Source organism: Streptomyces sp. NPDC006691 (genome assembly GCF_042869955.1).
Classification (GTDB): Bacteria; Actinomycetota; Actinomycetes; order Streptomycetales; family Streptomycetaceae; genus Streptomyces.
Window position 1 is genome coordinate 129579 of record NZ_JBIAGW010000008.1, and the last position, 26054, is coordinate 155632.

Annotated in this window: 27 protein-coding genes; 17 read left to right on the plus strand and 10 right to left on the minus strand. The window is 71.3% G+C overall.

The annotated features are described in order from the left end of the window. Positions 1 to 3 precede the first annotated feature (3 nt). The 3 genes from ACFYNP_RS19830 to ACFYNP_RS19840 all read left to right on the plus strand — a co-directional run bounded on the left by ACFYNP_RS19830 (position 4) and on the right by ACFYNP_RS19840 (position 2047). Positions 4 to 1239, plus strand: a complete 1236-nt coding sequence (locus tag ACFYNP_RS19830; protein WP_388405656.1) for an alpha/beta fold hydrolase — start codon at positions 4 to 6, stop codon at positions 1237 to 1239. Then, a complete protein-coding gene (gene tsaE, locus ACFYNP_RS19835) occupies positions 1208 to 1717 on the plus strand; it encodes a tRNA (adenosine(37)-N6)-threonylcarbamoyltransferase complex ATPase subunit type 1 TsaE (protein WP_388405659.1) in 510 nt (169 codons plus the stop codon). The genes ACFYNP_RS19830 and tsaE overlap by 32 nt, the downstream gene beginning before the upstream one ends. Positions 1718 to 1870: 153 nt before the next feature. Further along, positions 1871 to 2047 (plus strand): hypothetical protein, encoded by a 177-nt coding sequence (locus ACFYNP_RS19840; protein WP_388786773.1) that lies wholly within the window; start codon positions 1871 to 1873, stop codon positions 2045 to 2047. Positions 2048 to 2145: 98 nt separating this feature from the next. Here the strand turns inward: ACFYNP_RS19840 and ACFYNP_RS19845 are convergent, their stop codons facing one another. Further along, positions 2146 to 2694 (minus strand): hypothetical protein, encoded by a 549-nt coding sequence (locus tag ACFYNP_RS19845; protein ID WP_388406956.1) that lies wholly within the window; start codon positions 2692 to 2694, stop codon positions 2146 to 2148. A gap of 145 nt (positions 2695 to 2839) precedes the next feature. Here ACFYNP_RS19845 and tsaB point away from each other — a divergent pair, with 145 nt between their 5' ends. The 11 genes from tsaB (at position 2840) to ACFYNP_RS19900 (ending at position 11599) form a co-directional block, all read left to right on the plus strand. Continuing rightward, the gene (tsaB, locus tag ACFYNP_RS19850; RefSeq protein WP_100578147.1) at positions 2840 to 3493 is read left to right on the plus strand and encodes a tRNA (adenosine(37)-N6)-threonylcarbamoyltransferase complex dimerization subunit type 1 TsaB; all 654 of its coding nucleotides are present in this window, start codon (positions 2840 to 2842) and stop codon (positions 3491 to 3493) included. A gap of 20 nt (positions 3494 to 3513) precedes the next feature. Then, positions 3514 to 3987 (plus strand): ribosomal protein S18-alanine N-acetyltransferase, encoded by a 474-nt coding sequence (gene rimI, locus ACFYNP_RS19855; protein WP_382588869.1) that lies wholly within the window; start codon positions 3514 to 3516, stop codon positions 3985 to 3987. After that, positions 3984 to 5102, plus strand: a complete 1119-nt coding sequence (gene tsaD, locus ACFYNP_RS19860; protein WP_388787020.1) for a tRNA (adenosine(37)-N6)-threonylcarbamoyltransferase complex transferase subunit TsaD — start codon at positions 3984 to 3986, stop codon at positions 5100 to 5102. Before rimI ends, tsaD begins: the two co-directional genes overlap by 4 nt. After that, a complete protein-coding gene (locus tag ACFYNP_RS19865; protein WP_388786776.1) occupies positions 5099 to 5362 on the plus strand; it encodes a hypothetical protein in 264 nt (87 codons plus the stop codon). The genes tsaD and ACFYNP_RS19865 overlap by 4 nt, the downstream gene beginning before the upstream one ends. Positions 5363 to 5471: 109 nt before the next feature. Beyond that, positions 5472 to 6323, plus strand: a complete 852-nt coding sequence (locus ACFYNP_RS19870; RefSeq protein ID WP_388786778.1) for a polysaccharide deacetylase family protein — start codon at positions 5472 to 5474, stop codon at positions 6321 to 6323. A gap of 189 nt (positions 6324 to 6512) precedes the next feature. Further along, on the plus strand, positions 6513 to 8693 hold the full coding sequence (helR, locus tag ACFYNP_RS19875; protein ID WP_388786781.1) for an RNA polymerase recycling motor ATPase HelR: 2181 nt from the start codon (positions 6513 to 6515) through the stop codon (positions 8691 to 8693). Between the two features lie 231 nt (positions 8694 to 8924). Beyond that, positions 8925 to 9281, plus strand: coding sequence for a YciI family protein (locus tag ACFYNP_RS19880; RefSeq protein ID WP_388405675.1), 357 nt, complete (start codon positions 8925 to 8927; stop codon positions 9279 to 9281). Positions 9282 to 9503: 222 nt separating this feature from the next. After that, positions 9504 to 9980, plus strand: a complete 477-nt coding sequence (locus ACFYNP_RS19885) for a VOC family protein (RefSeq protein WP_388786784.1) — start codon at positions 9504 to 9506, stop codon at positions 9978 to 9980. A gap of 16 nt (positions 9981 to 9996) precedes the next feature. Beyond that, a complete protein-coding gene (locus ACFYNP_RS19890) occupies positions 9997 to 10266 on the plus strand; it encodes a DUF1905 domain-containing protein (RefSeq protein ID WP_388406961.1) in 270 nt (89 codons plus the stop codon). A 302-nt stretch (positions 10267 to 10568) separates the two neighbouring features. Beyond that, on the plus strand, positions 10569 to 11183 hold the full coding sequence (locus ACFYNP_RS19895; RefSeq protein WP_388405681.1) for a hypothetical protein: 615 nt from the start codon (positions 10569 to 10571) through the stop codon (positions 11181 to 11183). A 50-nt stretch (positions 11184 to 11233) separates the two neighbouring features. Further along, on the plus strand, positions 11234 to 11599 hold the full coding sequence (locus ACFYNP_RS19900; RefSeq protein WP_388786787.1) for a hypothetical protein: 366 nt from the start codon (positions 11234 to 11236) through the stop codon (positions 11597 to 11599). Between the two features lie 301 nt (positions 11600 to 11900). On the opposite strand, the gene ACFYNP_RS19905 is transcribed toward ACFYNP_RS19900, so the two are convergent. Continuing rightward, positions 11901 to 13235, minus strand: coding sequence for a methyltransferase domain-containing protein (locus ACFYNP_RS19905; RefSeq protein ID WP_388786789.1), 1335 nt, complete (start codon positions 13233 to 13235; stop codon positions 11901 to 11903). Here ACFYNP_RS19905 and ACFYNP_RS19910 point away from each other — a divergent pair. Next, positions 13234 to 14139 carry a polysaccharide deacetylase family protein gene (locus ACFYNP_RS19910; RefSeq protein ID WP_388786792.1) on the plus strand — a complete coding sequence of 302 codons (906 nt, stop codon included), beginning with the start codon at positions 13234 to 13236 and terminating at the stop codon, positions 14137 to 14139. The genes ACFYNP_RS19905 and ACFYNP_RS19910 overlap by 2 nt on opposite strands. A gap of 175 nt (positions 14140 to 14314) precedes the next feature. Here ACFYNP_RS19910 and ACFYNP_RS19915 read toward each other — a convergent pair whose 3' ends face one another. The 4 genes from ACFYNP_RS19915 to ACFYNP_RS19930 are packed head-to-tail and all read right to left on the minus strand — an operon-like array spanning position 14315 to position 19102. Then, on the minus strand, positions 14315 to 15736 hold the full coding sequence (locus tag ACFYNP_RS19915) for an FtsW/RodA/SpoVE family cell cycle protein (protein WP_388786795.1): 1422 nt from the start codon (positions 15734 to 15736) through the stop codon (positions 14315 to 14317). After that, positions 15724 to 16959, minus strand: a complete 1236-nt coding sequence (locus ACFYNP_RS19920) for an LCP family protein (RefSeq protein ID WP_388786798.1) — start codon at positions 16957 to 16959, stop codon at positions 15724 to 15726. The genes ACFYNP_RS19915 and ACFYNP_RS19920 overlap by 13 nt, the downstream gene beginning before the upstream one ends. A gap of 57 nt (positions 16960 to 17016) precedes the next feature. Further along, positions 17017 to 18423, minus strand: a complete 1407-nt coding sequence (locus ACFYNP_RS19925) for a sensor histidine kinase (RefSeq protein ID WP_388786801.1) — start codon at positions 18421 to 18423, stop codon at positions 17017 to 17019. Continuing rightward, positions 18413 to 19102 (minus strand): response regulator transcription factor, encoded by a 690-nt coding sequence (locus ACFYNP_RS19930; RefSeq protein ID WP_388405700.1) that lies wholly within the window; start codon positions 19100 to 19102, stop codon positions 18413 to 18415. The genes ACFYNP_RS19925 and ACFYNP_RS19930 overlap by 11 nt, the downstream gene beginning before the upstream one ends. Positions 19103 to 19334: 232 nt before the next feature. Between ACFYNP_RS19930 and groES the strand changes: the two genes are divergently transcribed. Together groES and groL are read left to right on the plus strand one after the other, a co-directional pair. Beyond that, positions 19335 to 19643, plus strand: coding sequence for a co-chaperone GroES (groES, locus tag ACFYNP_RS19935; RefSeq protein ID WP_053727656.1), 309 nt, complete (start codon positions 19335 to 19337; stop codon positions 19641 to 19643). Positions 19644 to 19779: 136 nt separating this feature from the next. Then, positions 19780 to 21408, plus strand: a complete 1629-nt coding sequence (gene groL, locus ACFYNP_RS19940; RefSeq protein WP_100578160.1) for a chaperonin GroEL — start codon at positions 19780 to 19782, stop codon at positions 21406 to 21408. Positions 21409 to 21525: 117 nt separating this feature from the next. Here groL and ACFYNP_RS19945 read toward each other — a convergent pair whose 3' ends face one another. From ACFYNP_RS19945 to ACFYNP_RS19960, 4 genes are all read right to left on the minus strand, one after another. After that, positions 21526 to 22554, minus strand: coding sequence for a hydroxyacid dehydrogenase (locus ACFYNP_RS19945; protein WP_388786803.1), 1029 nt, complete (start codon positions 22552 to 22554; stop codon positions 21526 to 21528). An 89-nt stretch (positions 22555 to 22643) separates the two neighbouring features. Beyond that, the gene (locus ACFYNP_RS19950; RefSeq protein WP_388786806.1) at positions 22644 to 23606 is read right to left on the minus strand and encodes a carbohydrate ABC transporter permease; all 963 of its coding nucleotides are present in this window, start codon (positions 23604 to 23606) and stop codon (positions 22644 to 22646) included. Beyond that, positions 23603 to 24667 carry a carbohydrate ABC transporter permease gene (locus ACFYNP_RS19955; protein ID WP_388786808.1) on the minus strand — a complete coding sequence of 355 codons (1065 nt, stop codon included), beginning with the start codon at positions 24665 to 24667 and terminating at the stop codon, positions 23603 to 23605. Before ACFYNP_RS19955 ends, ACFYNP_RS19950 begins: the two co-directional genes overlap by 4 nt. Before the next feature lie 4 nt (positions 24668 to 24671). After that, a complete protein-coding gene (locus tag ACFYNP_RS19960) occupies positions 24672 to 26000 on the minus strand; it encodes an ABC transporter substrate-binding protein (protein ID WP_388786811.1) in 1329 nt (442 codons plus the stop codon). Positions 26001 to 26054 lie beyond the last annotated feature (54 nt).

Genomic DNA, 26054 nt, shown 5'->3' on the forward strand with positions numbered 1-26054 from the left:
ACGGTGAGCGAGACCAGCACGGGGGACGCCGTCGTATCCGCGGTGCAGGACGCCCGGTCGGCGGTCGGCAACTGGCGCCTGGCGTCCATCGCGGGCGCCGCGATAGGCGTGGTCGCGGCGGGTGCGGCGGCGGGCGTCGCCATAGAGCGGCTCACCGTCGGGCGCGGCATGCGCAGGAAGGCCCGCCTGGCCCTGGACGCGTCCGGGCCGTACGGGGCGCTGCGGGGCATGCCGGGCAAGGCGGCCGCCGACGACGGGACCGTCCTGTACTACGAGACCGACGAGGTCGAGCCCGAGGCGGGCGCCAACGGACCGCGCAAGCGCAGGCTCTTCGGGCGCAAGGTGCCGGCCCCGGTCACCGTGGTGTTCTCGCACGGCTACTGCCTCAACCAGGACTCCTGGCACTTCCAGCGCGCGGCCCTGCGCGGGGTGCTGCGCACGGTCCACTGGGACCAGCGCAGCCACGGCCGCTCGGACCGCGGCACGGCCCAGCGCGAGGGCCTGCCCGTCGACATCGACCAGCTGGGCCGGGACCTGAAGGCCGTCATCGACGCGGCCGCGCCCGAGGGTCCGCTGGTCCTGGTCGGCCACTCCATGGGCGGCATGACGATCATGGCCCTGGCCGAGCAGTACCCCGAGCTGATCCGGGACCGGGTGGTCGGCGTCGCCTTCGTCGGCACGTCCTCGGGCAAGCTGGGCGAGGTCAACTACGGGCTGCCGGTGGCCGGGGTCAACGCGGTGCGCCGGGTCCTTCCGGGCGTGCTCAAGGCGCTCGGCTCGCAGGCGGAGCTGGTGGAGCGGGGGCGGCGGGCGACGGCCGACCTGTTCGCGGGGATGATCAAGCGTTACTCGTTCTCCTCGAAGGACGTCGACCCGGCGGTGGCCCGGTTCGCCGAGCGGATGATCGAGAGCACCCCCATCGACGTGGTCGCCGAGTTCTATCCGGCCTTCTCCGAGCACGACAAGACGGCGGCCCTCGCGATCTTCGCGGAGGTCCCCGTCCTGGTCCTGGCCGGCGACCGCGACCTGGTCACGCCCAGCTCGCACAGCGAGGCCATCGCCGATCTGCTGCCCGACGCGGAGCTGGTCATCGTGCCGGACGGCGGCCACCTGGTGATGCTGGAGCACCCCGAGACGGTCACCGACCGCCTGGCCGACCTGCTGGCCCGGGTCGGCGCGGTGCCGCAGGCCGCTAACGTTGGGACGTATGGAAGCACCGCACACCAGCCCGGCCGCTGACGCCGGCACCAGCCTCACCCTCAACTCCCCTTCCGAAATGCAGGAGTTGGGGCGCCGCATCGCCAAACTGCTCCGTCCCGGCGACCTCGTGATGCTCACCGGGGAGCTCGGCGCCGGAAAGACGACCCTCACCCGCGGCCTCGGCGAGGGCCTCGGTGTGCGCGGCGCCGTGACGTCCCCCACCTTCGTCATCGCCCGGGTGCACCCCTCGCTCACCGGCGGCCCGGCGCTGGTGCACGTGGACGCCTACCGGCTCGGCGGCGGCCTCGACGAGATGGAGGACCTCGACCTCGACGTGTCGCTGCCCGAGTCCGTGGTGGTCGTCGAATGGGGCGAGGGCAAGGTCGAGGACCTGTCCGACGACCGGTTGCAGGTGCTCATCGACCGCGTCGTGGGCGAGACCGACGACGACCGCAGGACGGTGACGATCACCGGAATCGGGTCGCGCTGGAGCGACGCGGGAGTCGAGGCGCTCTGAGGGCCGGGCCGGGGCGCGGCCCGAGCGAGCCGTACGTTCCGACAAGACGTCGGCAAAATGTTGCGTTGGTCGCACCAGGCATGGTCACATGGAGGAAGAGACCTGGTTAGGTCTGCCTAACCGCGCCTTCTTCCGCAGCCCCAGGAGGCCGCCATGACCGTGCCGGAACGCGAAGCGAAGCCGTCGGCCCCGCGGGGCGTCACGGTGCAGCTCGGGGTGTCGATACACGATCTGCTCGCCTCCTGCGCGGCGGCCAGCGCCGTGTCGACGCCGCCGCGCGAGAGCGCGCCGAAGGCCGACGAAGGTGAAGCACACCAGGACGCCGCGTAGCCGCGTCGTCCTATCGGGTGATGGTCGGTGCCGCGCCCGCGCCCGCGCGCGTCGGGCCGCCGCGGGACGGCGATCGCGACGGCTTCCGGGCCGCCCGGCTACGGAACGACGACGACCTTGGAGTTGCGGGTCGCGAACGTCCACATCGCGTCACCGTCCGCCCGCGTCATGCGGATGCCGCCGGCCTTCTTGCCCGTCTTCGGGATCGTCATCGAGCCGTCGACCGCAGAGCTGAAGCCGATCGCCACGTTCTCGTTGCTGGCGAACCGCACGACGTGGTCGATGGCGACCCCGTCCGAGCCGGTGATCTTGTTGCCGGTCCGCGAGAGCACCACGTACGTGCCCGGCTTCGGGTTGATCGCGGACGGCACGACCGCGAAGGTCTTCGGCGTCTTGGCCACGCCCACCAGCCACACCCGCTTCGCGCCGAGCGCGTAGACGACCCGGACCCCGGTGCCCGAGTTCTCCGGCACCGTGAGGTCCGGCTTGCTGGCGGGGGAGCCCGCGGGGGGCAGGTTCGACGGCTTCGCCGACGGGGAGGCGCTGGTGCCCGGGGCCGCGAGATCCGCGGCCGGAGGCGCGCTCGCCGAGGCCTGGTAGGCGAGGAAGCCGACCACCGCGAGAGCGGCGGCGGTGATCCCGGCCACGAATCCCGTGCTGCTCCGTGCCACCTGGGCTTCCCCTTTCGTACGTACATGCATGCCTACGGTCATACCTGCGGCTGACGGTAGCAGCAGGTGACGGCTCGGGCGGGACGCCGTGCCCCCGTCGGCTTGGTCGTAGGCTGTTCGCGTGCTCCTGCTCGCCGTTGATACCGCCACCCCTGCCGTCACCGTCGCCCTGCACGACGGGACCTCCGTCGTCGCCGAGGCGCGCCAGGTCGACGCCCGCCGGCACGGGGAACTGCTGCTGCCCGCCGTCGACCGGGTACTCGCCGAGGCCGGCCTGGCCCTCGACGCCGTGACGGACCTGGTCGTCGGCGTCGGCCCCGGCCCCTACACCGGCCTCCGCGTCGGCCTCGTCACCGCCGCGACGTTCGGCTCGGTGCTCGGCGTGCCCGTGCACGGCCTGTGCACCCTGGACGGACTCGCCTACGCCTCCGGCATCGAGGGCCCCTTCGTGGTCGCCACGGACGCCCGCCGCAAGGAGGTCTACTGGGCCCGCTACGACGACTTCCGCACCCGCGCGGGCGAGCCCTCCGTCGACCGGCCCGGCGACATCGCCGAGGAGCTGAGCGGGCTGCCGGTCGTCGGCCAGGGCGCGGTGCTGTACCCGGAGGCGTTCCCCGAGGCGCGCGGTCCCGAGCACCAGTCGGCGGGCGCGCTCGCCGCGCTGGCCGCCGAGAAGCTCGCCGCGGGCTCGGAGTTCCTGCCGCCGACACCGCTGTACCTGCGCCGCCCGGACGCGCAGGTGCCCAAGAACTACAAGGTGGTCACACCCAAGTGACGGAGGCCGTGCTGCGCGAGATGCGCTGGTGGGACATCGCGCCCGTGCTCGACCTCGAACACGAGCTGTTCCCCGAGGACGCCTGGTCGGCGGGGATGTTCTGGTCCGAGCTCGCCCACGCGCGCGGGCCGGGCGCCACCCGCCGCTATGTGGTCGCCGAGGACGCGCGGGGGCGGCTGGTCGGGTACGCCGGGCTCGCCGCCGCGGGCGACCTCGCGGACGTCCAGACCATCGCCGCCGCCCGCGACCAGTGGGGCACCGGGCTCGGCGCCCGCCTCCTGACCGATCTGCTCAAGCACGCCACCGCCTTCGAGTGCGACGAGGTCCTGCTCGAAGTGCGCGTGGACAACACCCGGGCCCAGAAGCTCTACGAGCGCTTCGGCTTCGAGCCCATCGGCTTCCGCCGCGGCTACTACCAGCCGGGCAACGTGGACGCGCTCGTGATGCGACTGACCGTCCAGGAATACGTCCAAGGAACAGAAGAGACTGACTGATGGCTGACGAACCGCTCGTACTGGGCATCGAGACCTCCTGCGACGAGACCGGCGTCGGCATCGTGCGCGGTACGACCCTGCTCGCCGACGCCGTGGCCTCCAGCGTGGACACCCACGCCCGGTTCGGTGGCGTGGTCCCCGAGATCGCCTCGCGCGCCCACCTCGAAGCGATGGTCCCGACCATCGAGCGCGCCCTGAAGACCGCCGGGATCTCCGCGCGGGACCTCGACGGCATCGCGGTCACCGCCGGGCCCGGGCTCGCGGGCGCGCTGCTCGTCGGCGTCTCGGCCGCCAAGGCGTATGCGTACGCCCTGAACAAGCCGCTGTACGGGGTCAACCACCTCGCCTCGCACATCTGCGTCGACCAGCTGGAGCACGGGCCGCTGCCCGAGCCGACGATGGCGCTGCTGGTGTCCGGCGGCCACTCCTCGCTGCTGCTCGCGCCCGACATCACCGCCGACGTCCGCCCGATGGGCGCCACCATCGACGACGCCGCGGGCGAGGCCTTCGACAAGATCGCCCGGGTGCTCAACCTGGGCTTTCCCGGCGGCCCGGTCATCGACCGCCTCGCCAAGGAGGGCGACCCGAAGGCGATCGCCTTCCCGCGCGGCCTGACCGGCCCGCGCGACCCGGCGTACGACTTCTCCTTCTCCGGCCTGAAGACCGCCGTGGCCCGTTGGATCGAAGCCAAGCGCAACGCGGGCGAGGAGGTTCCGGTGCGGGACGTGGCCGCGTCCTTCCAGGAGGCCGTGGCGGACGTGCTGACCCGCAAGGCGGTACGGGCCTGCAAGGACGAGGGCGTCGACCACCTGATGATCGGCGGCGGCGTGGCCGCCAACTCGCGGCTGCGCGCGCTCGCCCAGGAGCGCTGCGAGCGGGCCGGGATCCGGCTGCGGGTGCCGCGGCCCGGACTGTGCACGGACAACGGCGCGATGGTCGCGGCCCTCGGCGCGGAGATGGTGGCCAGGAACCGGCCCGCCTCGGACCTGGAGCTCTCGGCGGACTCCTCGCTGCCGGTGACCGAGCCGCACGTACCGGGCGTGGCGCACGCCCCTGTGCACGGTCACGATCATGACCATGTGCACGAGGTCAGCAAGAAGAACCTGTACTCATGACCGTCGCCCTGATGTGGGAGGCCCGGGCCGCCGAGGGCCGGGGTGCCGAGCTGCTGGACTGGGTCCGTGAGCATCCGGTGGCCGGTTCGCCGCTGCGCCGCGAGATCCTCCGCGCGCCCGGCGACCGGGTCCTGGTCATCACCTGGTGGGACGCGCCCTACGAGGCCGAGCTGCCCGAACTCCCGGATCCTGAGGGGGAGTTGGTGGCCCGGCCGGTGCACCGCTGGCGCTTCGAGTCGGTCGGGACGCCGGACGCCTGAGCCCTCCTGGCCGGTATCGGACCGCCGTCTGATCGCTTCAGGCAACCCTGTGACCGTTTATGGCATCAAGCTAGGAGTAGCTGATGACAGAAACGGGCGGTATTTGGACATGGGTTGGCTCGTGCGCAAGAAGGCGGTCGGTGCGGCCCTCTTCGGTCTGCTGATGGTCGCGGGGTGCTCGTCCGGCGGCGGACCGGGCAGCGCCCCCTCCGCGTCCGCCCCGTCCGGCAAGGCGAGCGGTACGCCCTCGAAGGCGTCCCCGGGCGATGGCGCGGCCGCCACCGAGGCCGCGTACCGCAAGTGGGGTCTCAAGCCGTTCGCCGCACCGCCCGCGCCGCCCGCCGAGAAGCCGGTGCACGGCAAGCCCGGCGAGGTGCCGGTGGTGAGCGACATTCCCACCAAGGAAAAGATCGTCTTCGTGACCTTCGACGACGGGGCGGAGAAGGATCCCCAGTTCGTCGAGATGATGCGGGACCTGAAGATCCCGTTCACGATGTTCCTGACCGACGACATCATTCGCAGTGATTACGGCTACTTCAAGCCGCTGCAAGAGCTCGGGAACTCCATAGAGAACCACACGCTCTCGCACCCCAATCTGCGCACGCTCGGCGAGGCCGCGCAGAAGAACGAGATATGCACCCAGGAGAAGAAACTGGGCAAGGAGTACGGCAAGGCGCCCCGGCTCTTCCGGCCTCCGTACGGCAACTGGAACGAGAACACCCGCGTGGCCGCCAAGTCCTGCGACGTCCAGGCGATGGTGTTGTGGCGCGAGTCGATGCAGATATCCAACATGCAGTACCAGCGCGGCGACAAGAAGCTGCACCCCGGCGACATCATCCTCGCGCACTTCCGCGGCCCCAAGGAACTCAAGGGCACGTCCATGACGGAGATGACCGCGAACATGCTCCGCCACATACAGGAGCAGGGCTTCACGGTGGCCCGCCTGGAGGACTACGTCTAGGAAGACGCGCGACCGAAAGCGGGAAGGCGCCGAAAGAGGGAAGGCGCCGAAAACAGAGAAGGCGAGGAGTTCGTACTCTCCTCGCCACTATCAAGATATAGCGCACTGGGGGGCTTGCGGCAAGGCCCCCATCGTGCCGCAGAATCACTGGCCTCGGGCCAGTACCTGCGGAATTGGGAGATTCACGAAGTGCGTGTGCAGTTGTCGGTTCCTGGATCCTCCAGCGCGTTCGACCTTCCCGACCGCCTTGCCGCCAAGGCCGATCCGGCGCTGATCGGGGGCGACGAGCGGCACTTCGCCGCCATCGCCCGCACCCTCGACCAAACGATCACCGAACTCTCCGGCCGGCTCGACGAGCTGCGCCGGTCGCCCGGCGGCATCGGCCGGGCCGCCATGGACCGGGACATCGAGGTCCACCAGCTGACCGGCCGGCTGCGCACCCTGCGCCGCTTCGGCCTCGACCTGTGCCTCGGGCGCATCGTCGCCGCCGACGATGCCGAGCCCCTGTACATCGGCCGGCTCGGGCTCACCGACAGCGAGGGCCGCAGGCTCCTGGTCGACTGGCGCTCGCCCGCGGCCGAGCCGTTCTTCGCGGCCACCCATGCCGGCCCGATGGGCCTCACGAGCCGCCGCCGCTACCGCTGGACGGCGGGCCGGATCAGCGACTACTGGGACGAGGTCTTCAGCGCCGACGGCCTCGAAGGACACGCGGCCCTCGACGACCAGTCCGCGTTCATCGCCAGCCTCGGTACCAACCGCTCGGCCCGGATGCGCGACGTCCTGTCCACCATCCAGGCCGACCAGGACGCCATCATCCGGGCCGGTTCGCGCGGCGCGCTCGTCGTCGACGGCGGCCCCGGCACCGGCAAGACCGTGGTCGCCCTGCACCGCTCGGCCTACCTGCTCTACTCCGACCCGCGCCTGGGCCACCGGCGCGGCGGCGTCCTCTTCGTCGGGCCGCACCGCCCCTACCTGGACTACGTCGCCGATGTGCTGCCCAGCCTCGGCGAGGAGGGCGTGCAGACCTGCGTCCTGCGCGACCTCGTCACCGAGGGGGCCGACGCCAAGGAGGAGGGCGACCCGGAAGTGGCCCGCCTCAAGGCGTCCGCCGACATGGTGGCGGCCATCGAGAAGGCCGTCGCCTTCTACGAGGAGCCGCCCACCGCCGCCATGACCGTCACCACGCCCTGGGCCGACGTCCGGCTCACCGCCGACGACTGGGCCGAGGCCTTCGCGGCCCCCGGACCCGGCACCCCGCACAACGAGGGGCGCGAACTGGTCCGGGAGGCACTGGTCACGATCCTGCTCGACCAGTACGACGGCGACGACGTCCCGCCCGCGGAGTTCCGCACGGCACTGCTCCGGGACCGGGACCTCGCGGAGGCACTCAACAGCGCGTGGCCGCTGCTCGAAGCGGCCGACGTGGTCGGGGACCTGTGGTCGGTCCCGGCCTACCTGCGGATGTGCGCGCCCTGGCTGGGCCCCGACGACGTGCGCCGACTGCGGCGCCCGGACGCGCAGGCCTGGACGGTGTCCGACCTGCCGCTCCTGGACGCGGCCCGGCAGCGGCTCGGCGACCCGGAGGCGGAGCGGCGCAGGCGGCGGCACGAGGCGGTGGTCGCCGCCGAGCGGGAGCGGATGTCCGGGGTCATCGACGAGATCATCTCGGCGTCCAACTTCCAGTCGGCCGGGGACGAGAGCGAGGGCGCGCTGCGGATGCTGCGCGGCAAGGACCTCCAGGACACCCTGATCGACGACAGCGCCCTGCCCACCGCCGAGCCGGACCTGCTGGCGGGCCCGTTCGCGCACATCGTCGTCGACGAGGCGCAGGAACTGACGGACGCGGAGTGGCAGATGCTGCTGCTGCGCTGCCCGTCCCGGAGCTTCACCATCGTCGGTGACCGCGCCCAGGCACGGCACGGGTTCACCGAGTCGTGGCGCGAACGCCTGGAGCGGATCGGGCTCGACCGGGTCGAGGTGGCCTCGCTCAGCATCAACTACCGCACCCCGGAAGAGGTGATGGCGGAGGCCGAGCCGGTCATCCGGGCCGCGCTGCCCGACGCCAACGTACCCACGTCCATCCGCAGCGCCGGCGTCCCCGTCGTCCACGGCTCCTCCGCCGAACTCGACACGGTCCTGCACACCTGGCTCGACGGGCACGACGACGGGATCGCGTGCGTGATCGGCGCCCCCGGGTTCCGGGGCACCTCGCGCGTACGGTCGCTGACGCCGGAGCTGTCCAAGGGGCTCGAATTCGATCTGGTCGTACTCGTCGACCCGGAGCGGTTCGGCGAGGGCGTGGCGGGGGCCGTCGACCGCTATGTCGCGATGACCCGGGCGACCCAGCGGCTCGTCGTCCTCACGAGCTGAGGCCCGGGGGAGGGCGGTGCGAGGCGCCCGTACGAGGTCGTGCGAGCCCGTGCGGGACCGGACCGGAACGAGGCTCCCGAAAAAAGTTCGGCGGATTCTCCCGGCGGTGTCGATCCGGCCGTCTCCCGTTCGACGCAAGGGTGAGAGGCGGGGAAGAGCCCCCGCACCGCACGGAGTCCACGCCTGCGGAATCCGCGTGGAACAGCACGCAGAACAGAACGGAGAACGGCCATGCCGCGCTACCTGACGATGGTCCGCATCGACGAGAACAACACCCCCGCGAGCGGTGTCACCCCCGAGCTCATGGAGCGGATGGGCCACCTCATCGAGGAGATGACCAGGGCCGGGGTGCTGCTCGACACCGCCGGGCTCACCCCGTCCGCCGAGGGCACCCGGGTGCGCTGGAACAACGGCGAGCTGACGGTCACCGACGGCCCCTTCACGGAGTCCAAGGAGGTCGTCGGCGGCTACGCGATGATCCAGGCCAAGGACAAGGCCGAGGCGATCGAGTGGGCCACCCGCTTCGTGAAGGTCCACGAGGACGGCTGGGACGTCACCTCCGAGGTGCGCGAGGTCGTCGAGGGCTGAGGCCCTCGCTGCTGAGTCCCCCGCCGAGGCCCCGCCGGGGTCCCGCCGAGGTCCCGCCGAGAGTCTCGGGGGACGCCGGCCGGGGCCCCGGCCCCGGCCACCGGAAATGTTGCCGGGCACCTGGCCCGGTGCTGTCCTGTAACCGCGATGAGTTTCGCGCGGGACCCCGGTCTACCTGTCGATGCCGCCCGCACGGGGCCCGGCACGGCAAGGAGGCCGACGATGTCCGCGCAGATCACGCAGAAGATCACCCCCTTCCTCTGGTTCGACAGCCAGGCCGAGGAAGCGGCCAACCACTACGTGTCCATCTTCGGCGGCGACTCGCGCGTCGGGTCCGTCACCCACTACGCGGCCGCCTCGCCCGGCGAGACCGGCTCGGTGATGACGGTCGAGTTCGAGCTGGCGGGCCAGAAGTTCACCGCCCTGAACGGCGGCCCGCAGTTCACCTTCAGCGAGGCGATCTCGCTGTCGGTGGGCTGCTCGGACCAGGAGGAGATCGACCGGTTCTGGACACACCTTGCCGAGGGCGGCGAAGAGGGACCGTGCGGCTGGCTGAAGGACAAGTACGGCCTGTCCTGGCAGATCGTGCCGACCGAGCTGCCCGAACTGCTCGGCCAGGACGCGGAGAAGTCCGAGCGGGTCATGGCCGCGGTCATGGGCATGAAGAAGCTCGATATCCAGGCCCTGCGGGACGCGTGACACCATGGCCCGACGAATGGACCGGGAGTTCACCGCCGAACTGGTGAAGAGCCCGCACGAAGGCGGCTGGACGTATGTCGTCTGGCCCGGATCCGCCGCGTACTTCGGCACCCGGGGGCTGGTGAAGGTGAGCGGCACCGTCGATGGCCATCCGTTCCGCAGCTCGTTCATGGCGCTGGGCGACGGCACGCACAAGCTGCCCGTGAAGGCGGAGGTGCGCAAGGCGATCGGCAAGGAGGCGGGGGACACCGTGACCGTGCGCCTGACGGAGCGTCTCGACGGCTGAGTACCCGCCCGGCCCCTCACACCTGCCGCCCGTCCTGTCCGGTGCGCGGACATGGGGCTCGCGCGGAGAGTGCACCGTGAGCGGGGTCCGCACGAAGATCGCCGGGGTGGCCGTGCCGGGCGGCCGGCGGCGGGCCGGACCGCGTGACGGCTTACTTCCTCGAACTCGGCCAATGGCCAAGGCAGTTGGAGTCTCAGGGGCCGGAGCGACGACGGCTCCCGCCTCACGAAACCGGCCAAGTGCCGTGCGCGGGGACCAGGGTGGGCGCCGGAAGCAGGGACACCCCCGATAATCTCTGCCGCATGACGCCCCGATCGTCGCTCCCTCCCTCGCCGCCCCCGGCCGAGATACGTGTCTGGCCCGACCGCAACGCGCTGCTCGCGGACCGTGCGCAGGCCCTCGACGTGCTGGTCAAGGGTCATTTGGGGGCGGCCCGGCTCGGGCTGCTCTGGCTGTGGGCGGCGCTCTTCGCGCTGGGCTGGTCCATGGTCGGCACCGCGCTCACCTCGCTGACCGATGTCCTCACCGCCATCGTCGGGGGCGTGTTCCTGCTGCTCGGTCTGGGCGTGATGATCCCGACCGGGATCGCCGTCGGGTTCGGCCTGCGCAAGGACCGGCGTATCCGGGAACTCCTGCGTCAGTGGGGCGAGTTGGACCGTGACCCGATACTCGACCGCAATCTGCGCAAGCCCGGCCTCAGCCTGGCCTGGCTGGTGCCCTCGGTGCTGCTGTGCGCGGGTGGGCTCGCCGTCTGCCTGGTGCTGCCGGCGACGGCCGTGCCGGGCCGCGACACGTACGCGCTCGTCGTGTACGGCATGGGCCTCGGCCTGATCTGCTGGCTGACCGGCCTCGTCGGCGTGGTGAAGGCGGCCGCGCACCGGCGCTGGGTCCAGCGGTCCCTGACCCGCCTATCCTGAGGTGGCCGCAGCGCGATGCGGTGTCACATCTCGGGGGAAGGACGGTCGCCATGGCCTGGTACTGGTGGATTCTGATCATTTTCTGGATGGGCGGCTTCGGCTGGGCGATAGACAACGCCCGGACGGCGCTGAGGACGCGGCACGAGCGGAGGATGCAGCGGCTGGAGGCGGCGAAGCAGGAGCGCCTCGCGGTGGAGGCGGCTCACAAGCCGCCGGAGCCGGTGTGCGGATGCACGCATCACCTCGCCAAGCACGACAAGGCCGGCAAGTGCCATGAGCGGGTCGAGGTGCCGGTGGCGTGGGACGAGAGCAAGAAGCCGCTGCGGTTCGAGTCCGGTCAGTGCAACTGCCAGCAGTACGTGGGGCCTCAGCCCCTCTCCCAGGTCTACGCGGACGAGCTGACCGACCTGGCGTGAGGGAGGCCTGGGTGCGGGTTTCCTCGCGGGGTTCCCCGCGGCCCCGCACCCGATTTCGGCCCCGCACCCGATTTCGGCCTCGCGCCGTGCGGGGTCGCTCGTGTGTGGTTTCCCCACCCCGCCCCTTCCCCAGACCCTCCGGGGGAGAGTCCATCGGCTGCGGACCGTGCGCGGCGGGTCGCGCGGTTCCCCGCGCCCCTAAAGGCCTCGGTACTGGGGCACCTGCAGCCCGTCATGGGGGTCCCCCTGGCCCTTAAGCCTTGGGGGAGATGGCCTTGGGGGAGATGGAGGACGAGCGGCCTCAAGGCGCGAGCGGGGCCTGGGGCGGAGCCCCGGCGACGGGGGAGAGCGGGTGGCCGACCAGCATGGTCGGGGCGCCTGCCACCCGGGTCAGGAAGACCGTCGCCGAGTTCGGCCCGGCCGGCTTCACGCGGCGCCGGATCTCCTCCGGCTCCACCGCCGACCCCCGCTTCTTCACCGTGAGCACCCCCACCCCCCGCTCCCGCAGCAACGCCTTCAACTTCTTCAGGTTGAACGGGAGTTCATCGGTGATCTCGTACGCCGAGGTGTACGGAGACACGTACACCTCGTCACTCGTCACATACGCGATCGTCTCGTCGATCAGCCGCCCCCCGCACCGCTCCACGATCTCGGCGACCAGATGCGCCCGGATGACCGCACCGTCCGGCTCGTACAGGTAGCGCCCCACCGGCCCCACCGGCGGCGCGGCGAGCGGCTCGGCCGTCCGCAGCTCGGCGGACGCGGGCAGCAGCGTGGCGCGGACCGCGCCGGGGGTGACGCCGGTGCCGAACCACAGCACGGCCTCCTTCACGTCACCCCCGTCCGAGATCCACTCCGCCTCCGCCTGCGGCGGCAGCGCCTCGTGCGGGATGCCGGGGGCGACCTTCAGCGCCGCGAAGGGGGCGGCCAGGGCGGCCGAGACCGCCCACGACAGGGGCGGCGAGTAGGCCTCGGGGTCGAAGATGCGGCCCCGCCCTCCCCGTCGCGCGGGGTCCACGAACACCGCGTCGTACGGTGCCGTGTCGATCTCGGTCACATCCGCGCAGCGCACCTCGATCAGGTCCGCGAGGCCCAGCGCCTCGGCGTTGGCGCGGGCCACCGCCGCCGTCAGCGGGTCGCGGTCGACGGCGAGGACCGGAATCCCGGCCCGCGCGAGCGCCAGCGCGTCGCCGCCGATGCCGCAGCACAGGTCCGCCACGCCGCGTACGCCGCGCGCGGCGAAGGCCTTCGCGCGGTGGGTGGCGACCGAGGCACGGGTCGACTGCTCGACGCCGTTGGGCGTGAAGAACATCCGGTGCGCGTCGGCCGCGCCGAACTTGGCCACCGCCCGCTGCCGCAGCCGTGCCTGGCCGAGTGCCGCCGACACCAGGTCCGCGTCGTGCTCGCGGCGCAGCCGGGTGGCCACCGCCAGCTCCTGGGACGGGTCGTACTCCCGCAGCGATGCGAGCAGGGCCCGGCCCTCTTCGGTCAGCAGGAGGGAGAAGGTGTCGAGGTCGTTCACCCCGTCATTGTCGCCCGGTCGCCGCCCCGCTGTGGGCCAGGTGGGCGATGGTGGGCCCGTGGCGGCGGTGTCGTACGGGCGGCGGGCCCCGCGCCTGACAGGATGCGGCGCCATGCAACTAGTACGACAAAAGGGAAAGTCCAGGACGAAAGTCGCGTGTCTCGCGCTCGGGCTCGGCGCCGCGCTGCTCGCCTCCGGCTGTGCCTCCGAGGGCGGCGAGGCCGGCCACCCCGGCGCCCAGGCCGCCAAGAAGGGGCCCGCCGGAGCGCTCGCGGGCTACTCCGAGCAGCTCAAGCAGGCCGAGACCGCCCGGCTCGCGGCCGTCAAGAAGTGGGGGCTCGCCAAGCCGCCGCTGCTCCCGCCCGAGGCGCCCGCCGTCAAGCCGAAGATCACCAATCGGCCGGGGTTCGAGACGGACGGCGGCGATTCGCTGCCGCCCGTCTTCACCACCGTCCCCACCAAGGACAAGATCGTCTTCCTGACGATCGACGACGGTGCCGAGAAGGACCCCACCTTCCTGAAGATGATGCAGGAACTGCGCATCCCGTACAGCGCGTTCCTCAGCGACTACCTGGTCAAGAACGACCACGAGTACTTCAAGAAGATGCAGGGTCTGGGCGTCACGCTCAACAACCACACGCTCAACCACCGGTACATGCCCGCGCTCTCCTACGAGGAGCAGCGGCATGAGATCTGCGACCAGCAGGACAAGATCGGCCAGTGGGCGGGCAAGCGGCCCCGGCTGTTCCGGCCGCCGTACGGGAACTACAACGAGGACACCCTCAAGGCCGCCCAGTCCTGTGGCGTCCAGGCCGCGCCGCTGTGGGCGGAGGAGGCCTTCACGGACCACATGGAATGGCGCGAGTGGGACAAGGACCTGCACCCCGGGGACATCATCCTCACGCACTTCCGCGGGCGCGAGGACTGGAACGGGACCATGCCCGACATGGTCCGCCAGGTGATGAAGGTGATCACGGACAAGGGGTACGCCGTGGCCCGCCTGGAGGACTACGTGTAGCCGGTGCCGGGTCGCCGTTCGGTGCCGGGTCACCTACCGGGGCGCGGGGGACCGCGCGACCAGCCGGGACCGAGCCGCGGTCGAAACCCCACAGGCGGGAGCACGACCCGCCCTCACGCGTGGGGATCCTCGACCGCGGACCGTGCGGGGCTGGTCGCGCGGGTCCTCGCGCCCCTCAGGGGCGCAGCCGGGCCGAGGGGGTCGGCGGGTTCGACTCGGGCTGGGGGGAGGCCCGTTCGGCCTCGCGGGCGCGCTCCCCGCTGTCGCTGATCCGGATCAGCACCGCGATCATCACCCAGTTCGCGACCAGCGACGAACCCCCCTTCGCCAGGAACGGCAGCGCCTTGCCGGTGAGCGGGATGAGGCCGGTCACTCCGCCCGCCACCACGAACACCTGGAGCGCCAGCGCCGCCGCGAGCCCCGTCGCGAGCAGCTTGCCGAAGCCGTCGTGCGCGCCGAGTGCCGCCCGCAGGCCGCGCTGCACGAGCAGGGCGTACAGGACGAGGACCGCCATCACCCCGGCCAGGCCCATCTCCTCGCCGACCGTGGTCAGGATGAAGTCGCTGCGCCCGGCGAACCCGACGAGCTCGGGGTGGCCGCGGCCGAGGCCGGTGCCGGTCATGCCGCCGCTGCCGAAGCTGAACAGGGCCTGGGCCGCCTGGTCCGAGATCAGGCCGGCCGGGCGGCGGTCCGGCGGCAGATAGATGTCGAAGGGGTGCAGCCAGGCCACGATCCGGCCCTTGACGTGCGGCTCGGTCGAGCCGACGACGAACGCCCCGATCGCCGCCATCACCAGGCCGGTCAGGATCCACCCCGCCCGCTCCGTGGCGACGTACAGCATCACCACGAACAGGCCGAAGAAGATCAGCGAAGTTCCCAGGTCGCGCTCGAAGACCAGGACGAGCAGGCTCAGCACCCAGATCGTCAGGATCGGCGCGAGCTGGCGGCCCGGCGGCAGCCGGACCCCGAACACCTTGCGGCCGGTCAGCGCGAGCGAGTCCTTGTGCACGACCAGATAACCGGCGAAGAACACCGCGATCATGATCTTCACGAACTCTCCGGGCTGGAGCGAGAACGAGCCGATGAAGATCCAGCGCTTGGCGCCGTAGGTGTCGCCGGGGAAGAAGGCGGGGGCCATCAGGAGGACGAGGGCCGCCGCCATGCAGAGGTAGATGTACCGCTGGAGACGGCGGTGGTCGCGCAGCACGGCGAGCGCGGCGAGCGCGACCGCGAACCCGATCACCGTCCAGATGAGCTGCCCCGACGCGGTGGCCTCCGAATGGAACTTGTGCGCGTACGTCGGGTCGAGCCGGTACAGCAGCACCAGACCGAGGCCCGACAGGAGCAGGGCCAGCGGCAGGATCAGCGGGTCGGCGTAGGCCGCGTACCGGCGCACCGTGAAATGTCCGGCCAGTGCGATCAGGGTCATGCACGCGGCGAACTCGTAGGTGGCGCGCGGGAGTTCACCCGTCATGGTCATCGCGGCCGCAGCGTGGCCGAACGTGGCCACCGCGACGACGAGCGCCAGGAGCAGCGCCTCGGCGCGGCGGCGGCGGGCCGCGACGGGCCCGCTCCCGCCCCGGGTCAGTCCACGCACGGGATGCCGCCGCCGTCGATGACCGGAGTCGACGGGTCCGAGGACGCATGGCTCGGGCTCGGTGCCGGGGAGTCCTTGCCCGGGCTCGGCGCCGGTGAGTCCTGGGGGGCGGTGGGCGGGGTCGAGCGCACCGGGTGGAGGGCGTCCGCGACGATCCGCTTGATCTTCGCCGGGTCGACGATGTTGACGTCCTCGCCCCGGTGCGTCGCGAACTTCTCGATCGGCAGCGTCGTGAACTCCACGTTGCCGCCCGACAGGTTCCTGGCCTGCTTGACGAAGGACAGCAGATCCCAGTCCTTGTCGGTGACGAGGTCCTGCTTGGCGGTGTTCAGCAGGTGCAGCAGCCGGACCGGGTCGGTGAACGTGCCGGCCGAGGACAGCTTCTGCGTCGCCGAGGCGAGGAAGGCCTGCTGACGGCGGGTGCGGTCCAGGTCACCGCCGAGGAGCCCGTGCCGCTGCCGCACGAAGGCGAGCGACTGCTGACCGTTCAGGGTCTGCTTCCCGGCCGGGAAGTCGGCGCCCGAGTACTTGTCCTTCACCGCGTGCTTCAGGCAGACCGTCACCCCGTCCAGGGCGTCGGCCAGGTGGTAGAACCCGGCGAGGTTGACCTCGGCGAAGTGGTCGATGGGTACGCCCAGGAAGTCGCGCACGGTCTCGATCTCGGCCCGGCGCCCCGCCTCGCGGCCCGCCTTCTCCAACTCCCCCTTGTCGTGGACGCCTTGGGCCGCCAGCTTCTCCTCGGTCCGGGCCTTCTCCAGGCCGTACGCCTTCTTGATCTTGTCCTGGCCGTGGCCCGGGATGTCGACCAGATCGTCCCGCGGGACCGAGAACGCCTTCGCCCGGCTGCCGTCGCCCGGCACGTGCAGCAGGATCAGCGTGTTGGTGTTGTAGCCGCCGATGTCGGAACTGCCCGCGTGCAGCTTGTCGAGGACCTCGGGCGGCAGGTCGTCGCCGTTCTGGTCCTTGCGGCTGTCCAGGCCCATCAACAGGATGTTGGTGTCGCCGCCCACCGACTTGGGCGCGTCGTCGCCGAGCGCCCGCGAGGTGCCGATGCTGCCGGACAGATCGCGGTACAGGTACCAGCCGCCGGCCAGCGCGCACAGGACCAGCACGGCGGCGCAGGCGACGAGCGCCCGCACCACGCGTACCGGGCTCGAACGCTTCCGGCGGCGGTTGCTGGTTCGGCTGCGGCTCGTTCGACGGCTCATTCGGCGGTGGCTCACGCCGACCGATCCTCGGGGCTGCCCGCTGAAGGAAACCTGAGGATTCTGAAGACGCCTTCAGGAACGCGGGTGCGGCCGGCCCGGCAGCCGGACCGTGAACCTCGCCCCCGGCCCCGCCCCGGCCGTCAGTTCGCCGCCGTGCGCCCGGGCGATCTCGCGGGCGATCGCCAGCCCGAGCCCGGTGCCGCCGCTCTCCCGGGTCCGGGCCGCGTCCAGGCGTACGAAGCGCTCGAAGATCCGGGACCGGTCGGCGGCCGGGACGCCGGGCCCGTCGTCGGTGACCTCCAGGAGCGCGTCGTCCCCGTCCCGCCGGGCCGCCACCCGTACTTCGGTACGCGCGTGCCGCACGGCGTTGTCGACGAGGTTGGCCAGCATTCGCTCCAGTTGCGCGGGGTCGCCGCGCACCGGCACCGGCGCGTCCGCGGCGAGTTCGACCGGGACGCGGGCCGCGCGGCGGCGGGCGGTGTCCTCGGCGGCGAGCAGGGCGAGGTCGACGGGTTCGGCCGGCGGCTGCGGATGGGCGTCGAGGCGGGCCAGGAGCAGCAGGTCGGCGGCGATCCGCTGGAGCCGCTCGGTGTCGTCGAGCGCGGCCCGCATGGACGCCGAGTCCGGTGCGGCGAGGGCGACTTCGAGCCGGGTACGGACCGCGGCGATGGGGTTGCGCAGCTCGTGCGAGGCGTCGGCGACGAACTCGCGCTGGCGGACGTGGGCCTGTTCGAGCCGGTCGAGGGTGGCGTTCACGGTCCGGGCGAGCAGCGCGATCTCGTCGGCGCCGCCGGGGTCGGGGACGCGCCGGTCCAGCTCGCTTGAGCTGACCTCGGCGAGCTCGGTGCGGATCGAGGTCACCGGCCGCAGCGCGAGGCCGGTGCCGGCCCAGGCGATGGCGGCGGCCAGCGCGATCAGCGGCGGGGCGCTGGCGAGCAGGGCCCAGCCGATGGCGCCGGTCGCGTCGTCGACGTCGCTCAGCACGGTCGTCCCGTACACATAGCTCGCGGGGCCGCCGGGCAGCTGGGCGCGGACGACGACGGCGACCTCGTGGCGGCCGCCCTCGTTCAGGGTCCGGGACGCCGAGTCCTGGTCCTCGGGCGGGCGGAATCCGGCCAACTCCGGTGCGGCGCCGGTCTCCTGGGTCGCCGCGGTCACCCGGCCCCGCTCGTCCAGGACCATGACCAGGTCGACGCCGCCGTCCGGCGGGGGCAGCAGCTCGCGCGCGGTCCCGGTGTCCACCTGGGCCGCGACCTTGCGGGCGGCCAGTTCGGTGCGGCCCTTGGTGTTGTCGAGCAGGTTGGAGCGCAGCACGATGTAGAGCCAGATTCCGCCCGCCGCGAGCAGCAGCGCCATCGCGAGGGCGGCGGCCGCGGCGACCTTCCCGCGGACGGTCCTCGGCAGCAGCCGCGTCGGCCGGTGGCGGCGGGACCCGATCGGGAGCCGTCCGCGGCCGGCCCGGCGGGGCTCAGCCGCCATCGGGCGCCATCCGGTAGCCGACGCCGTGCACGGTCAGGATCGATCGACGGCCGAACGGAGAATCGATCTTCTTCCTGAGCGAAGACACATAGACCTCGACGATGTTCGGATCGATCCCGCCGTCCGCGCCCGCGCCGCTGTCCCAGACCTCGTCCAGGACGTGCTGCTTGGACACGGCCCGGCCCGGTTCGGCCATCAGGCAGGCGAGGACGGCCAGTTCACGGGCGGTCAGCTCGATCTCCCGCTCGCCGCGCCGGCAGCGCCGGGCGCCGGTGTCCAGGGTGAGGTCCCCGGCCTGGAGCGGGCCGGGGCGTTCGGTACCGGCCCGCCGGCCGAGCGCCCGCAGCCGGGCGAGGAGCACCACGAACGAGAAGGGCTTGGTCAGATAGTCGTCGGCCCCCGAGTCGAGCCCGTCGGCCTCGTCGTACTCGCCGTCCTTGGCGGTCAGCATCAGGACCGGGGTGAGGTCGCCGAGCCCGCGCATCCGGCGGCAGATCTCGTAGCCGCTGAGCCCCGGCAGCATCAGATCGAGCACGACCACGTCGTATCCGCCGGTGAGTGCGAGGTCGAGGCCCCGGTGGCCGTCGTGCGCGAGGTCGACCCAGTGCCCCTCGGCGGAGATGCCCCGACGCAGCGAGTCGGCGAGCCCGGTTTCGTCCTCGACGACCAGAATGCGCATGCCGTCCAGGGTCACACACGCCCCGGAGGGCCTGCGGCGCTCCGCCGCGACAGTGGCAGATTGGCACTCCGCTTGACCGAGTGCTAATCGCCGTCCTAGTCTCGCTTCTGGCACTCCCCACCAGAGAGTGCCAAGTAGCGACGGGCAGGTCCGGCACCCGCGACGACGGATCCACCTGGTCGCCACCCCAGACAGTTAACCCCGTGAGATCTCCGAAGGGGGAGACCGGATCGTGACGACCGCCAGCTCCAAGGTTGCCATCAAGCCGCTTGAGGACCGCATTGTGGTCCAGCCGCTCGACGCCGAGCAGACCACGGCCTCCGGCCTGGTCATTCCGGACACCGCCAAGGAGAAGCCCCAGGAGGGCGTCGTCCTGGCCGTGGGTCCGGGCCGCTTCGAGAACGGCGAGCGCCTGCCGCTCGACGTCAGCACCGGCGACATCGTGCTGTACAGCAAGTACGGCGGCACCGAGGTGAAGTACAACGGCGAGGAGTACCTCGTCCTCTCGGCCCGCGACGTGCTCGCGATCATCGAGAAGTGATTCACCGGAGTACGTGAGTACTTCGACTTCGAAGCGAACGCTTTGAGAGCTGCGCCCCTGGTCACCCCGCTGATTGCCGGGCGGCGAGGGGCGCAGTGTCATTAACCCGAGTTTTCGAGAGGGCTGAACCGCTCCCATGGCGAAGATCCTGAAGTTCGACGAGGACGCCCGTCGCGCCCTTGAGCGCGGCGTCAACAAGCTTGCCGACACCGTCAAGGTGACGATCGGCCCCAAGGGCCGCAACGTCGTCATCGACAAGAAGTTCGGCGCCCCCACCATCACCAACGACGGTGTCACCATCGCGCGCGAGGTCGAGCTGGACGACCCGTACGAGAACCTGGGCGCCCAGCTCGTCAAGGAGGTGGCGACCAAGACCAACGACATCGCGGGTGACGGCACCACCACCGCGACCGTCCTGGCCCAGGCGCTGGTCCGCGAGGGTCTGCGCAACGTCGCCGCCGGTGCCTCCCCGGCCGCCCTGAAGAAGGGCATCGACGCCGCGGTCAAGGCCGTCTCGGAGGAGCTCCTCGCGACCGCCCGTCCGATCGAGGACAAGACCGACATCGCCGCCGTCGCCGCGCTGTCCGCCCAGGACAAGCAGATCGGCGAGCTCATCGCCGAGGCCATGGACAAGGTCGGCAAGGACGGTGTCATCACCGTCGAGGAGTCCAACACCTTCGGTGTGGAGCTTGAGTTCACCGAGGGCATGGCCTTCGACAAGGGCTACCTCTCGCACTACATGGTCACCGACCAGGAGCGTATGGAGGCCGTTCTCGACGACCCGTACATCCTGATCAACCAGGGCAAGATCTCCTCGATCCAGGACCTGCTGCCGCTCCTGGAGAAGGTCATCCAGGCCGGCGCCTCCAAGCCGCTCCTGATCATCGCCGAGGACGTCGAGGGCGAGGCGCTCTCCACCCTGGTCGTCAACAAGATCCGCGGCACGTTCAACGCCGTGGCCGTCAAGGCCCCGGGCTTCGGCGACCGCCGCAAGGCCATGCTCCAGGACATCGCCACCCTCACCGGTGCGACCGTCATCGCCGAAGAGGTCGGCCTCAAGCTCGACCAGGCCGGTCTTGAGGTGCTCGGCACCGCGCGCCGCGTCACCATCACCAAGGACGACACCACGATCGTCGACGGCGGCGGCAACAGCGCCGACGTCGAGGGCCGCGTCAACCAGATCAAGGCCGAGATCGAGGCCACGGACTCGGACTGGGACCGCGAGAAGCTCCAGGAGCGCCTCGCGAAGCTCGCCGGCGGCGTCTGCGTGATCAAGGTCGGTGCCGCCACCGAGGTCGAGCTCAAGGAGCGCAAGCACCGTCTGGAGGACGCCATCTCCGCGACCCGCGCCGCGGTCGAGGAGGGCATCGTCTCCGGTGGTGGCTCCGCCCTGGTGCACGCCGCCAAGGTCCTTGAGGGCAACCTCGACAAGACCGGCGACGAGGCCACCGGTGTCGCGGTCGTCCGCCGCGCCGTCGTCGAGCCGCTGCGCTGGATCGCCGAGAACGCCGGCCTTGAGGGCTACGTCATCACCTCCAAGGTGAGCGAGCTCGACAAGGGCTTCGGCTTCAACGCCGCCACCGGTGAGTACGGCGACCTGGTCAAGGCCGGCGTCATCGACCCGGTCAAGGTCACCCGCTCCGCCCTGGAGAACGCCGCCTCCATCGCGTCCCTGCTGCTCACGACCGAGACCCTGGTCGTCGAGAAGCCGGCCGAGGAAGAGGCCGAGGCCGGTCACGGCCACGGTCACGGCCACTCCCACTGACGTCAAGTCAGCGGTAGCCGCGCGTAATCGAGGCCCGGCATCCCCTTCGGGGGGTGCCGGGCCTTCGCCGTTTCCGTACACCGGGACCGCCGGCCCGGCCGTTGCGCCCGGGCCGGTCTACGCGGAGCGCCCCAGCGACAGCGGATGCACCGGGTCCGCGAATGGCACCCCGGTCGTGAAGCGCTCCAGCTCGTCCAGGGCCTGATCCGCCATCCGGTGCAGCTCGTTGCCCAGGGAGCCGGCGATGTGCGGGGTCAGCAGGACGTTGGGGAGGTCGTACAACGGGGATTCGCGGGGCGGCAGTTCGGGGTCCGTCACGTCCAGGACCGCGTGCAGCCGGCCGGAGAGGAGCTCGGCGAGCAGCGCGGGCTCGTCCACCAGGGAGCCGCGCGCGGTGTTGACCAGGGTGGCGCCCGCCGGCATCAGGGCCAGCTGGTGTGCGCCGATCATGTTGTGTGTCTCGGGCAGTTGGGGCGCATGGACGGAGACGACGCTGCTGCGGGAGCACAGCGAGTCCAGGGACACCCGTTCAACGCCCAGGGCCACCGCTTCGGTTCCGCTCACGTACGGGTCGTAGAGCAGGACCTCGAAGTCGAAGGGGCGCAGGAGTTCGATCACGCGCCGGCCGATGCGGGACGCGCCGACGATGCCCACCGTGCGCCGGTAGTTGCCGGTGTGCTCGGTCCGGCTCAGCCACTCGGGGGCGGTGCGCAGCTCGGCGTAGCGCTGGGCCGAGCGCAGCACCTCCTTGCCGGCGAACAGGATCGCGGCCAGCGTGTACTCGGCGACCGGCAGTGCGTTGGCGGCGGCGGCCGAGGTCACCGCGATGCCGCGCTCCCAGCAGGCGTCGGTGATGTGGTGCTTGACCGAGCCCGCCGCGTGGATCACCGCACGCAGCTTCGGGGCCGCGTCCAGGACGTCGGCGGTCAGCGGGGGAGCGCCCCAGCAGGTGAGCAGGACCTCGGCTTCGGCGAGGGCCGCGGCGACCGGTCCGGTGGGCGCGGCGAGCTGGTGCGCGACCAGGTACGGGTCGGTGCGGGTGAGGGCGGCGAGCCGGGTGCGGTGGTGCCCGGTGAGGAGCCGGTCGGCGATGCCGGGGCCCATCGCGAGCAGCAGGGCGGGCCGGTTGTCAGTGGTGTGGTGCATGGTGGGACTCGGGCTCCTCACGAGGCGCCGGCCAGGGGTGGCGGCCGGGGGTAACTGAGCGTCCGGGGGTAACGGGGCGTCCGGGCCGGTCATTTGACGCTGCCCGCGGTGAGTCCGGCCTTCCAGTGCCGCTGGAGGGAGACGAAGGCGACGATCAGGGGGATGACGGCGAGGAGGGAGCCGGTGACGACGAGAGGGTAGTAGCCCGGCTCGGCGTGGGTGTTGCTGTTCCAGGCGTACAGGCCGAGGCTCAGCGGGAAGAGCTTCTGGTCGCTGAGCATGACCAGGGGGAGGAAGAAGTTGTTCCAGATGGCGGTGAACTGGAAGAGGAAGACGGTCACGAAGCCCGGCATCACCATGCGCAGACCGATGGACCAGAAGGTGCGCAGCTCGCCGGCCCCGTCGATACGGGCGGCCTCCAGGGCCTCGTCGGGGATGTAGCTCGCGCTGAACACCCGCGCCAGATACACCCCGAACGGATTGACCAGAACGGGGATGAGCACCGACCAGTACGTGTTGACGAGGCCGACCTTGCTGGCCAGGAGGTACATGGGCAGCGCGAGCGCGGTGGTCGGCACGAGCACGCCGAGCAGTACGACGCCGAACAGCTTCTCCTTGCCGCGGAAGGCGTACTTGTCGAAGGCGTACCCGGCGGCGACGGACACCAGGGCGCAGACGGCCGCGCCGCCGCCCGCGTACAGAAGGGAGTTGAGGTACCAGCGGAAGTAGACGCCGTCGTTGTACGAGGCGAGCTGGGACAGGTTGTTGGCGAGGTCGAAGCCCTTGAAGGAGAAGGCGTCGCCGGACAGCAGGCTTCCGGTGTCCTTGGTGGCGGCCGTGAGCAGCCACACCAGGGGGAAGAGCGTGTAGAGGACGGAGAGCAGCAGCGCGCCGTTGACCGCGGTGCGCGACAGCCAGCGGCTGGATGACGGCTGCCGCGTCGTGGTGCGGGGCGGGGTGGCGCCCCCGGTGCCCCCGATACCCCTGGTGCGCCCGGTGCGCCCGGCGGTCCTCGGGGCGGCGTTCGCTTCGGTTGCCGTGGGGGAGGTCATGCCGTGGCCCCCTTCCGGTTGGTGAGGCGGGTGACGACGAAGGAGAGCAGGGCCGCGGCGAGCGCGAGAAGCACGGCCGAAGCGGCGGCGAGGCCGTAGTCGTTGCGGCTGAACGCGGCGGTGTAGGCGTACATGTTGGGCGTCCAGGTGGTGGTGACCGTGGAGCTGCCGCCCTGGTTGAGGATCAGCGGTTCGGTGAACAGCTGGAGCGAGCCGATGACGGTGAACAGCGACACCATCATCAACGAGGCCCGGATCAACGGGAGTTTGATGCCGAAGGCGGTACGCCACTCGCCGGCGCCGTCCATGGTGGCCGCCTCCAGGACCGAGCGGTCGATGGCCTGGAGGGCCGCGTAGAAGATGACCATGTTGTAGCCGAGCCATTCCCACAGCGCGATGTTGACGACGGAGGGGAGCGTGCCGCTGGAGGAGAAGAAGTCGAAGCCGATGCCGCCGGAGTTCATGGCCTTCACGACCGGGCTGAGACCCGGGGTGTAGAGGTAGACCCAGACCAGCGCGGCGATGATGCCCGGCACGGCGTGCGGCAGGAACAGCGCGAGCTGGAAGAAGCGCCGGGCGCGGGCCAGCGTCGAGTCGAGCAGCAGCGCGAGCGCGAGGGCGCCGCCGACCATCAGCGGGATGTAGACGACGCAGTAGCCGGCGAGCACCCAGAAGCCCTCGCGGAAGGCCCGGTCGCCCAGCGCCGCCGTGTAGTTGTCGAGTCCGCTGAACACCGTCGTGGCCCCGCCGAAGCCGAGCCCGGACTGCTTCTCGGTGAACAGGCTCAGCCAGACCGCGTACCCGATGGGCACCACCGTGACGGCGGTGAACAGGACGAAGAACGGGGTGAGCAGCACTCCCGCGGCCGCGTTGGTACGGCTGCGGGCCCCGCGGGGCGCCCTGCGGGCCGGGCCGGACTCGGCGGTCCCGGCGCGGATGCCCGCCGGGCCGTCGCTCCCCGTCGGGGCCGGGCCGTGACCGCCCCCCTCGCCCGGCGGTGGCACGCGCGGGGGCCCGACGCCCGCTCCGGTGTGTCCCGTGGGACGCCCCTTCGTCGTCATCCGGTCAGCCCTCGACCTTCAGGCCGCGCTTCTTCAGCTCGGTGACGGTGGCGTCATGGGCGGACTTGATCGCGTCCGTGATCTTCACGGAACCGCCCGCGACCTTGCCGAGCTGGTCCTTCAGGGTGGTGTTGGTGGTGCCCATGCTGGGGCCCCAGCCCCAGTTGGCGTTGATCGAGCTGCCGGCCGCGTCGAACAGCTGGTAGATGTCCTGGCCGCTGTAGAAGCTCGTGTCGAAGGCCTTCTTGGCGGCGGGGCGCAGCGCGATGTCGGCCGGGAAGGCGCTGGAGGTGCCGGACTTGATGCGGGCGTCGACGCCGGCTTCGGTGGTCGACATCCACTGGGCGAATTCGAGGGCTGCCTGCGTCTTGCCGCTGCCCTTGGGCACGGCCCAGGTGGAGCCGCCGAGCATGCCGCTGGCGGGCTTGCCGTCCCAGGTCGGCACCGGGGCCACCGCCCACTTGCCGCTCTGGTCGGGCACGGTGCCCTTGAGGACGCCCGCGGACCACGAGGCGCCGAGGTAGCCGACGGTGGAGCCGTCCTTCAGGGAGGCCGTCCACTCGGGGCTGAAGGAGACCGAGTTCTGCACCAGCTTGTCGTCGATGAGGCCCTGCCAGTAGTCGGCGACCTTGTTGGTGGCGGCGTCGGAGGTGTCGAGCTTCCAGGTGTTGCCGTCGGCCTTGAACCACTGGGCGCCGGCCTGCCAGGCCATCGCCTCGAAGGTGGTCGGGTCGTCCGGGAAGAAGGTGCCGATACGGGCCTTGGGGTCGGCGGCCTTGGCCTTCTGGGCGGCCGCCTTGAACTCGTCCCAGGTCTTGGGCACTTGGATGTGGTTCTTGTCGAAGAAGTCCTTGCGGTAGAAGTACGCCTGGGGCGCCGCGTCGAAGGGGATCGCCCAGTTCTTGCCGCCGAGCGTGGTCTGCTGGATGGACTGCGGCAGGAACCGCTTCTTCACGTCGTCGGTGACGTACTTGCTGATGTCCTGGAACGAGCCCTGGCTGACGAACTCGGGGAGCATCGGGTACTCGACGGTGACGAGGTCCGGGGCGTTGCCGGCCTTCACCGCGTTGGAGATCTTGGCGTAGCCGCCGGCGTTGCCGGAGGGGATCTCCTCGAACTTCACCCGGATGTTGTGGTGCGAGGCGTTGAAGGCGTCCACCACGTCCTTGGTGCCCTTCTGCCAGGCCCAGAACGTGATGGTGACGGGCTTGTCGGCGGTGCCCTTGCCCGCGTCGCTCGTCTTGCTGTCCCCGCCACCGCAGGCCGTGAGCACGGCGAGAGCGGTGGCGGTGCCGACGAGGGCGGAGGTCGATCTGGTCCAACTGCGGCTCACGGAACGGCTCCTGAACGTAAGGGGACGAGGCGATGGCCGCGATCCTTGGCCCAG

Bases quoted from the DNA above. Each gene is read 5' to 3' on its own strand.
- tsaE (WP_388405659.1), top strand. From the start codon at position 1,208: ATGGAAGCACCGCACACCAGCCCGGCCGCTGACGCCGGCACCAGCCTC.
- ACFYNP_RS19840 (WP_388786773.1), top strand. From the start codon at position 1,871: ATGACCGTGCCGGAACGCGAAGCGAAGCCGTCGGCCCCGCGGGGCGTC.
- rimI (WP_382588869.1), top strand. From the start codon at position 3,514: ATGCGCTGGTGGGACATCGCGCCCGTGCTCGACCTCGAACACGAGCTG.
- ACFYNP_RS19865 (WP_388786776.1), top strand. From the start codon at position 5,099: ATGACCGTCGCCCTGATGTGGGAGGCCCGGGCCGCCGAGGGCCGGGGT.
- ACFYNP_RS19870 (WP_388786778.1), top strand. From the start codon at position 5,472: ATGGGTTGGCTCGTGCGCAAGAAGGCGGTCGGTGCGGCCCTCTTCGGT.
- ACFYNP_RS19880 (WP_388405675.1), top strand. From the start codon at position 8,925: ATGCCGCGCTACCTGACGATGGTCCGCATCGACGAGAACAACACCCCC.
- ACFYNP_RS19885 (WP_388786784.1), top strand. From the start codon at position 9,504: ATGTCCGCGCAGATCACGCAGAAGATCACCCCCTTCCTCTGGTTCGAC.
- ACFYNP_RS19890 (WP_388406961.1), top strand. From the start codon at position 9,997: ATGGACCGGGAGTTCACCGCCGAACTGGTGAAGAGCCCGCACGAAGGC.
- ACFYNP_RS19895 (WP_388405681.1), top strand. From the start codon at position 10,569: ATGACGCCCCGATCGTCGCTCCCTCCCTCGCCGCCCCCGGCCGAGATA.
- ACFYNP_RS19900 (WP_388786787.1), top strand. From the start codon at position 11,234: ATGGCCTGGTACTGGTGGATTCTGATCATTTTCTGGATGGGCGGCTTC.
- ACFYNP_RS19910 (WP_388786792.1), top strand. From the start codon at position 13,234: ATGCAACTAGTACGACAAAAGGGAAAGTCCAGGACGAAAGTCGCGTGT.
- ACFYNP_RS19905 (WP_388786789.1), bottom strand. From the start codon at position 13,235: ATGGCGCCGCATCCTGTCAGGCGCGGGGCCCGCCGCCCGTACGACACC.
- ACFYNP_RS19925 (WP_388786801.1), bottom strand. From the start codon at position 18,423: ATGGCGGCTGAGCCCCGCCGGGCCGGCCGCGGACGGCTCCCGATCGGG.
- ACFYNP_RS19930 (WP_388405700.1), bottom strand. From the start codon at position 19,102: ATGCGCATTCTGGTCGTCGAGGACGAAACCGGGCTCGCCGACTCGCTG.
- groL (WP_100578160.1), top strand. From the start codon at position 19,780: ATGGCGAAGATCCTGAAGTTCGACGAGGACGCCCGTCGCGCCCTTGAG.
- ACFYNP_RS19945 (WP_388786803.1), bottom strand. From the start codon at position 22,554: ATGCACCACACCACTGACAACCGGCCCGCCCTGCTGCTCGCGATGGGC.
- ACFYNP_RS19950 (WP_388786806.1), bottom strand. From the start codon at position 23,606: ATGACCTCCCCCACGGCAACCGAAGCGAACGCCGCCCCGAGGACCGCC.
- ACFYNP_RS19955 (WP_388786808.1), bottom strand. From the start codon at position 24,667: ATGACGACGAAGGGGCGTCCCACGGGACACACCGGAGCGGGCGTCGGG.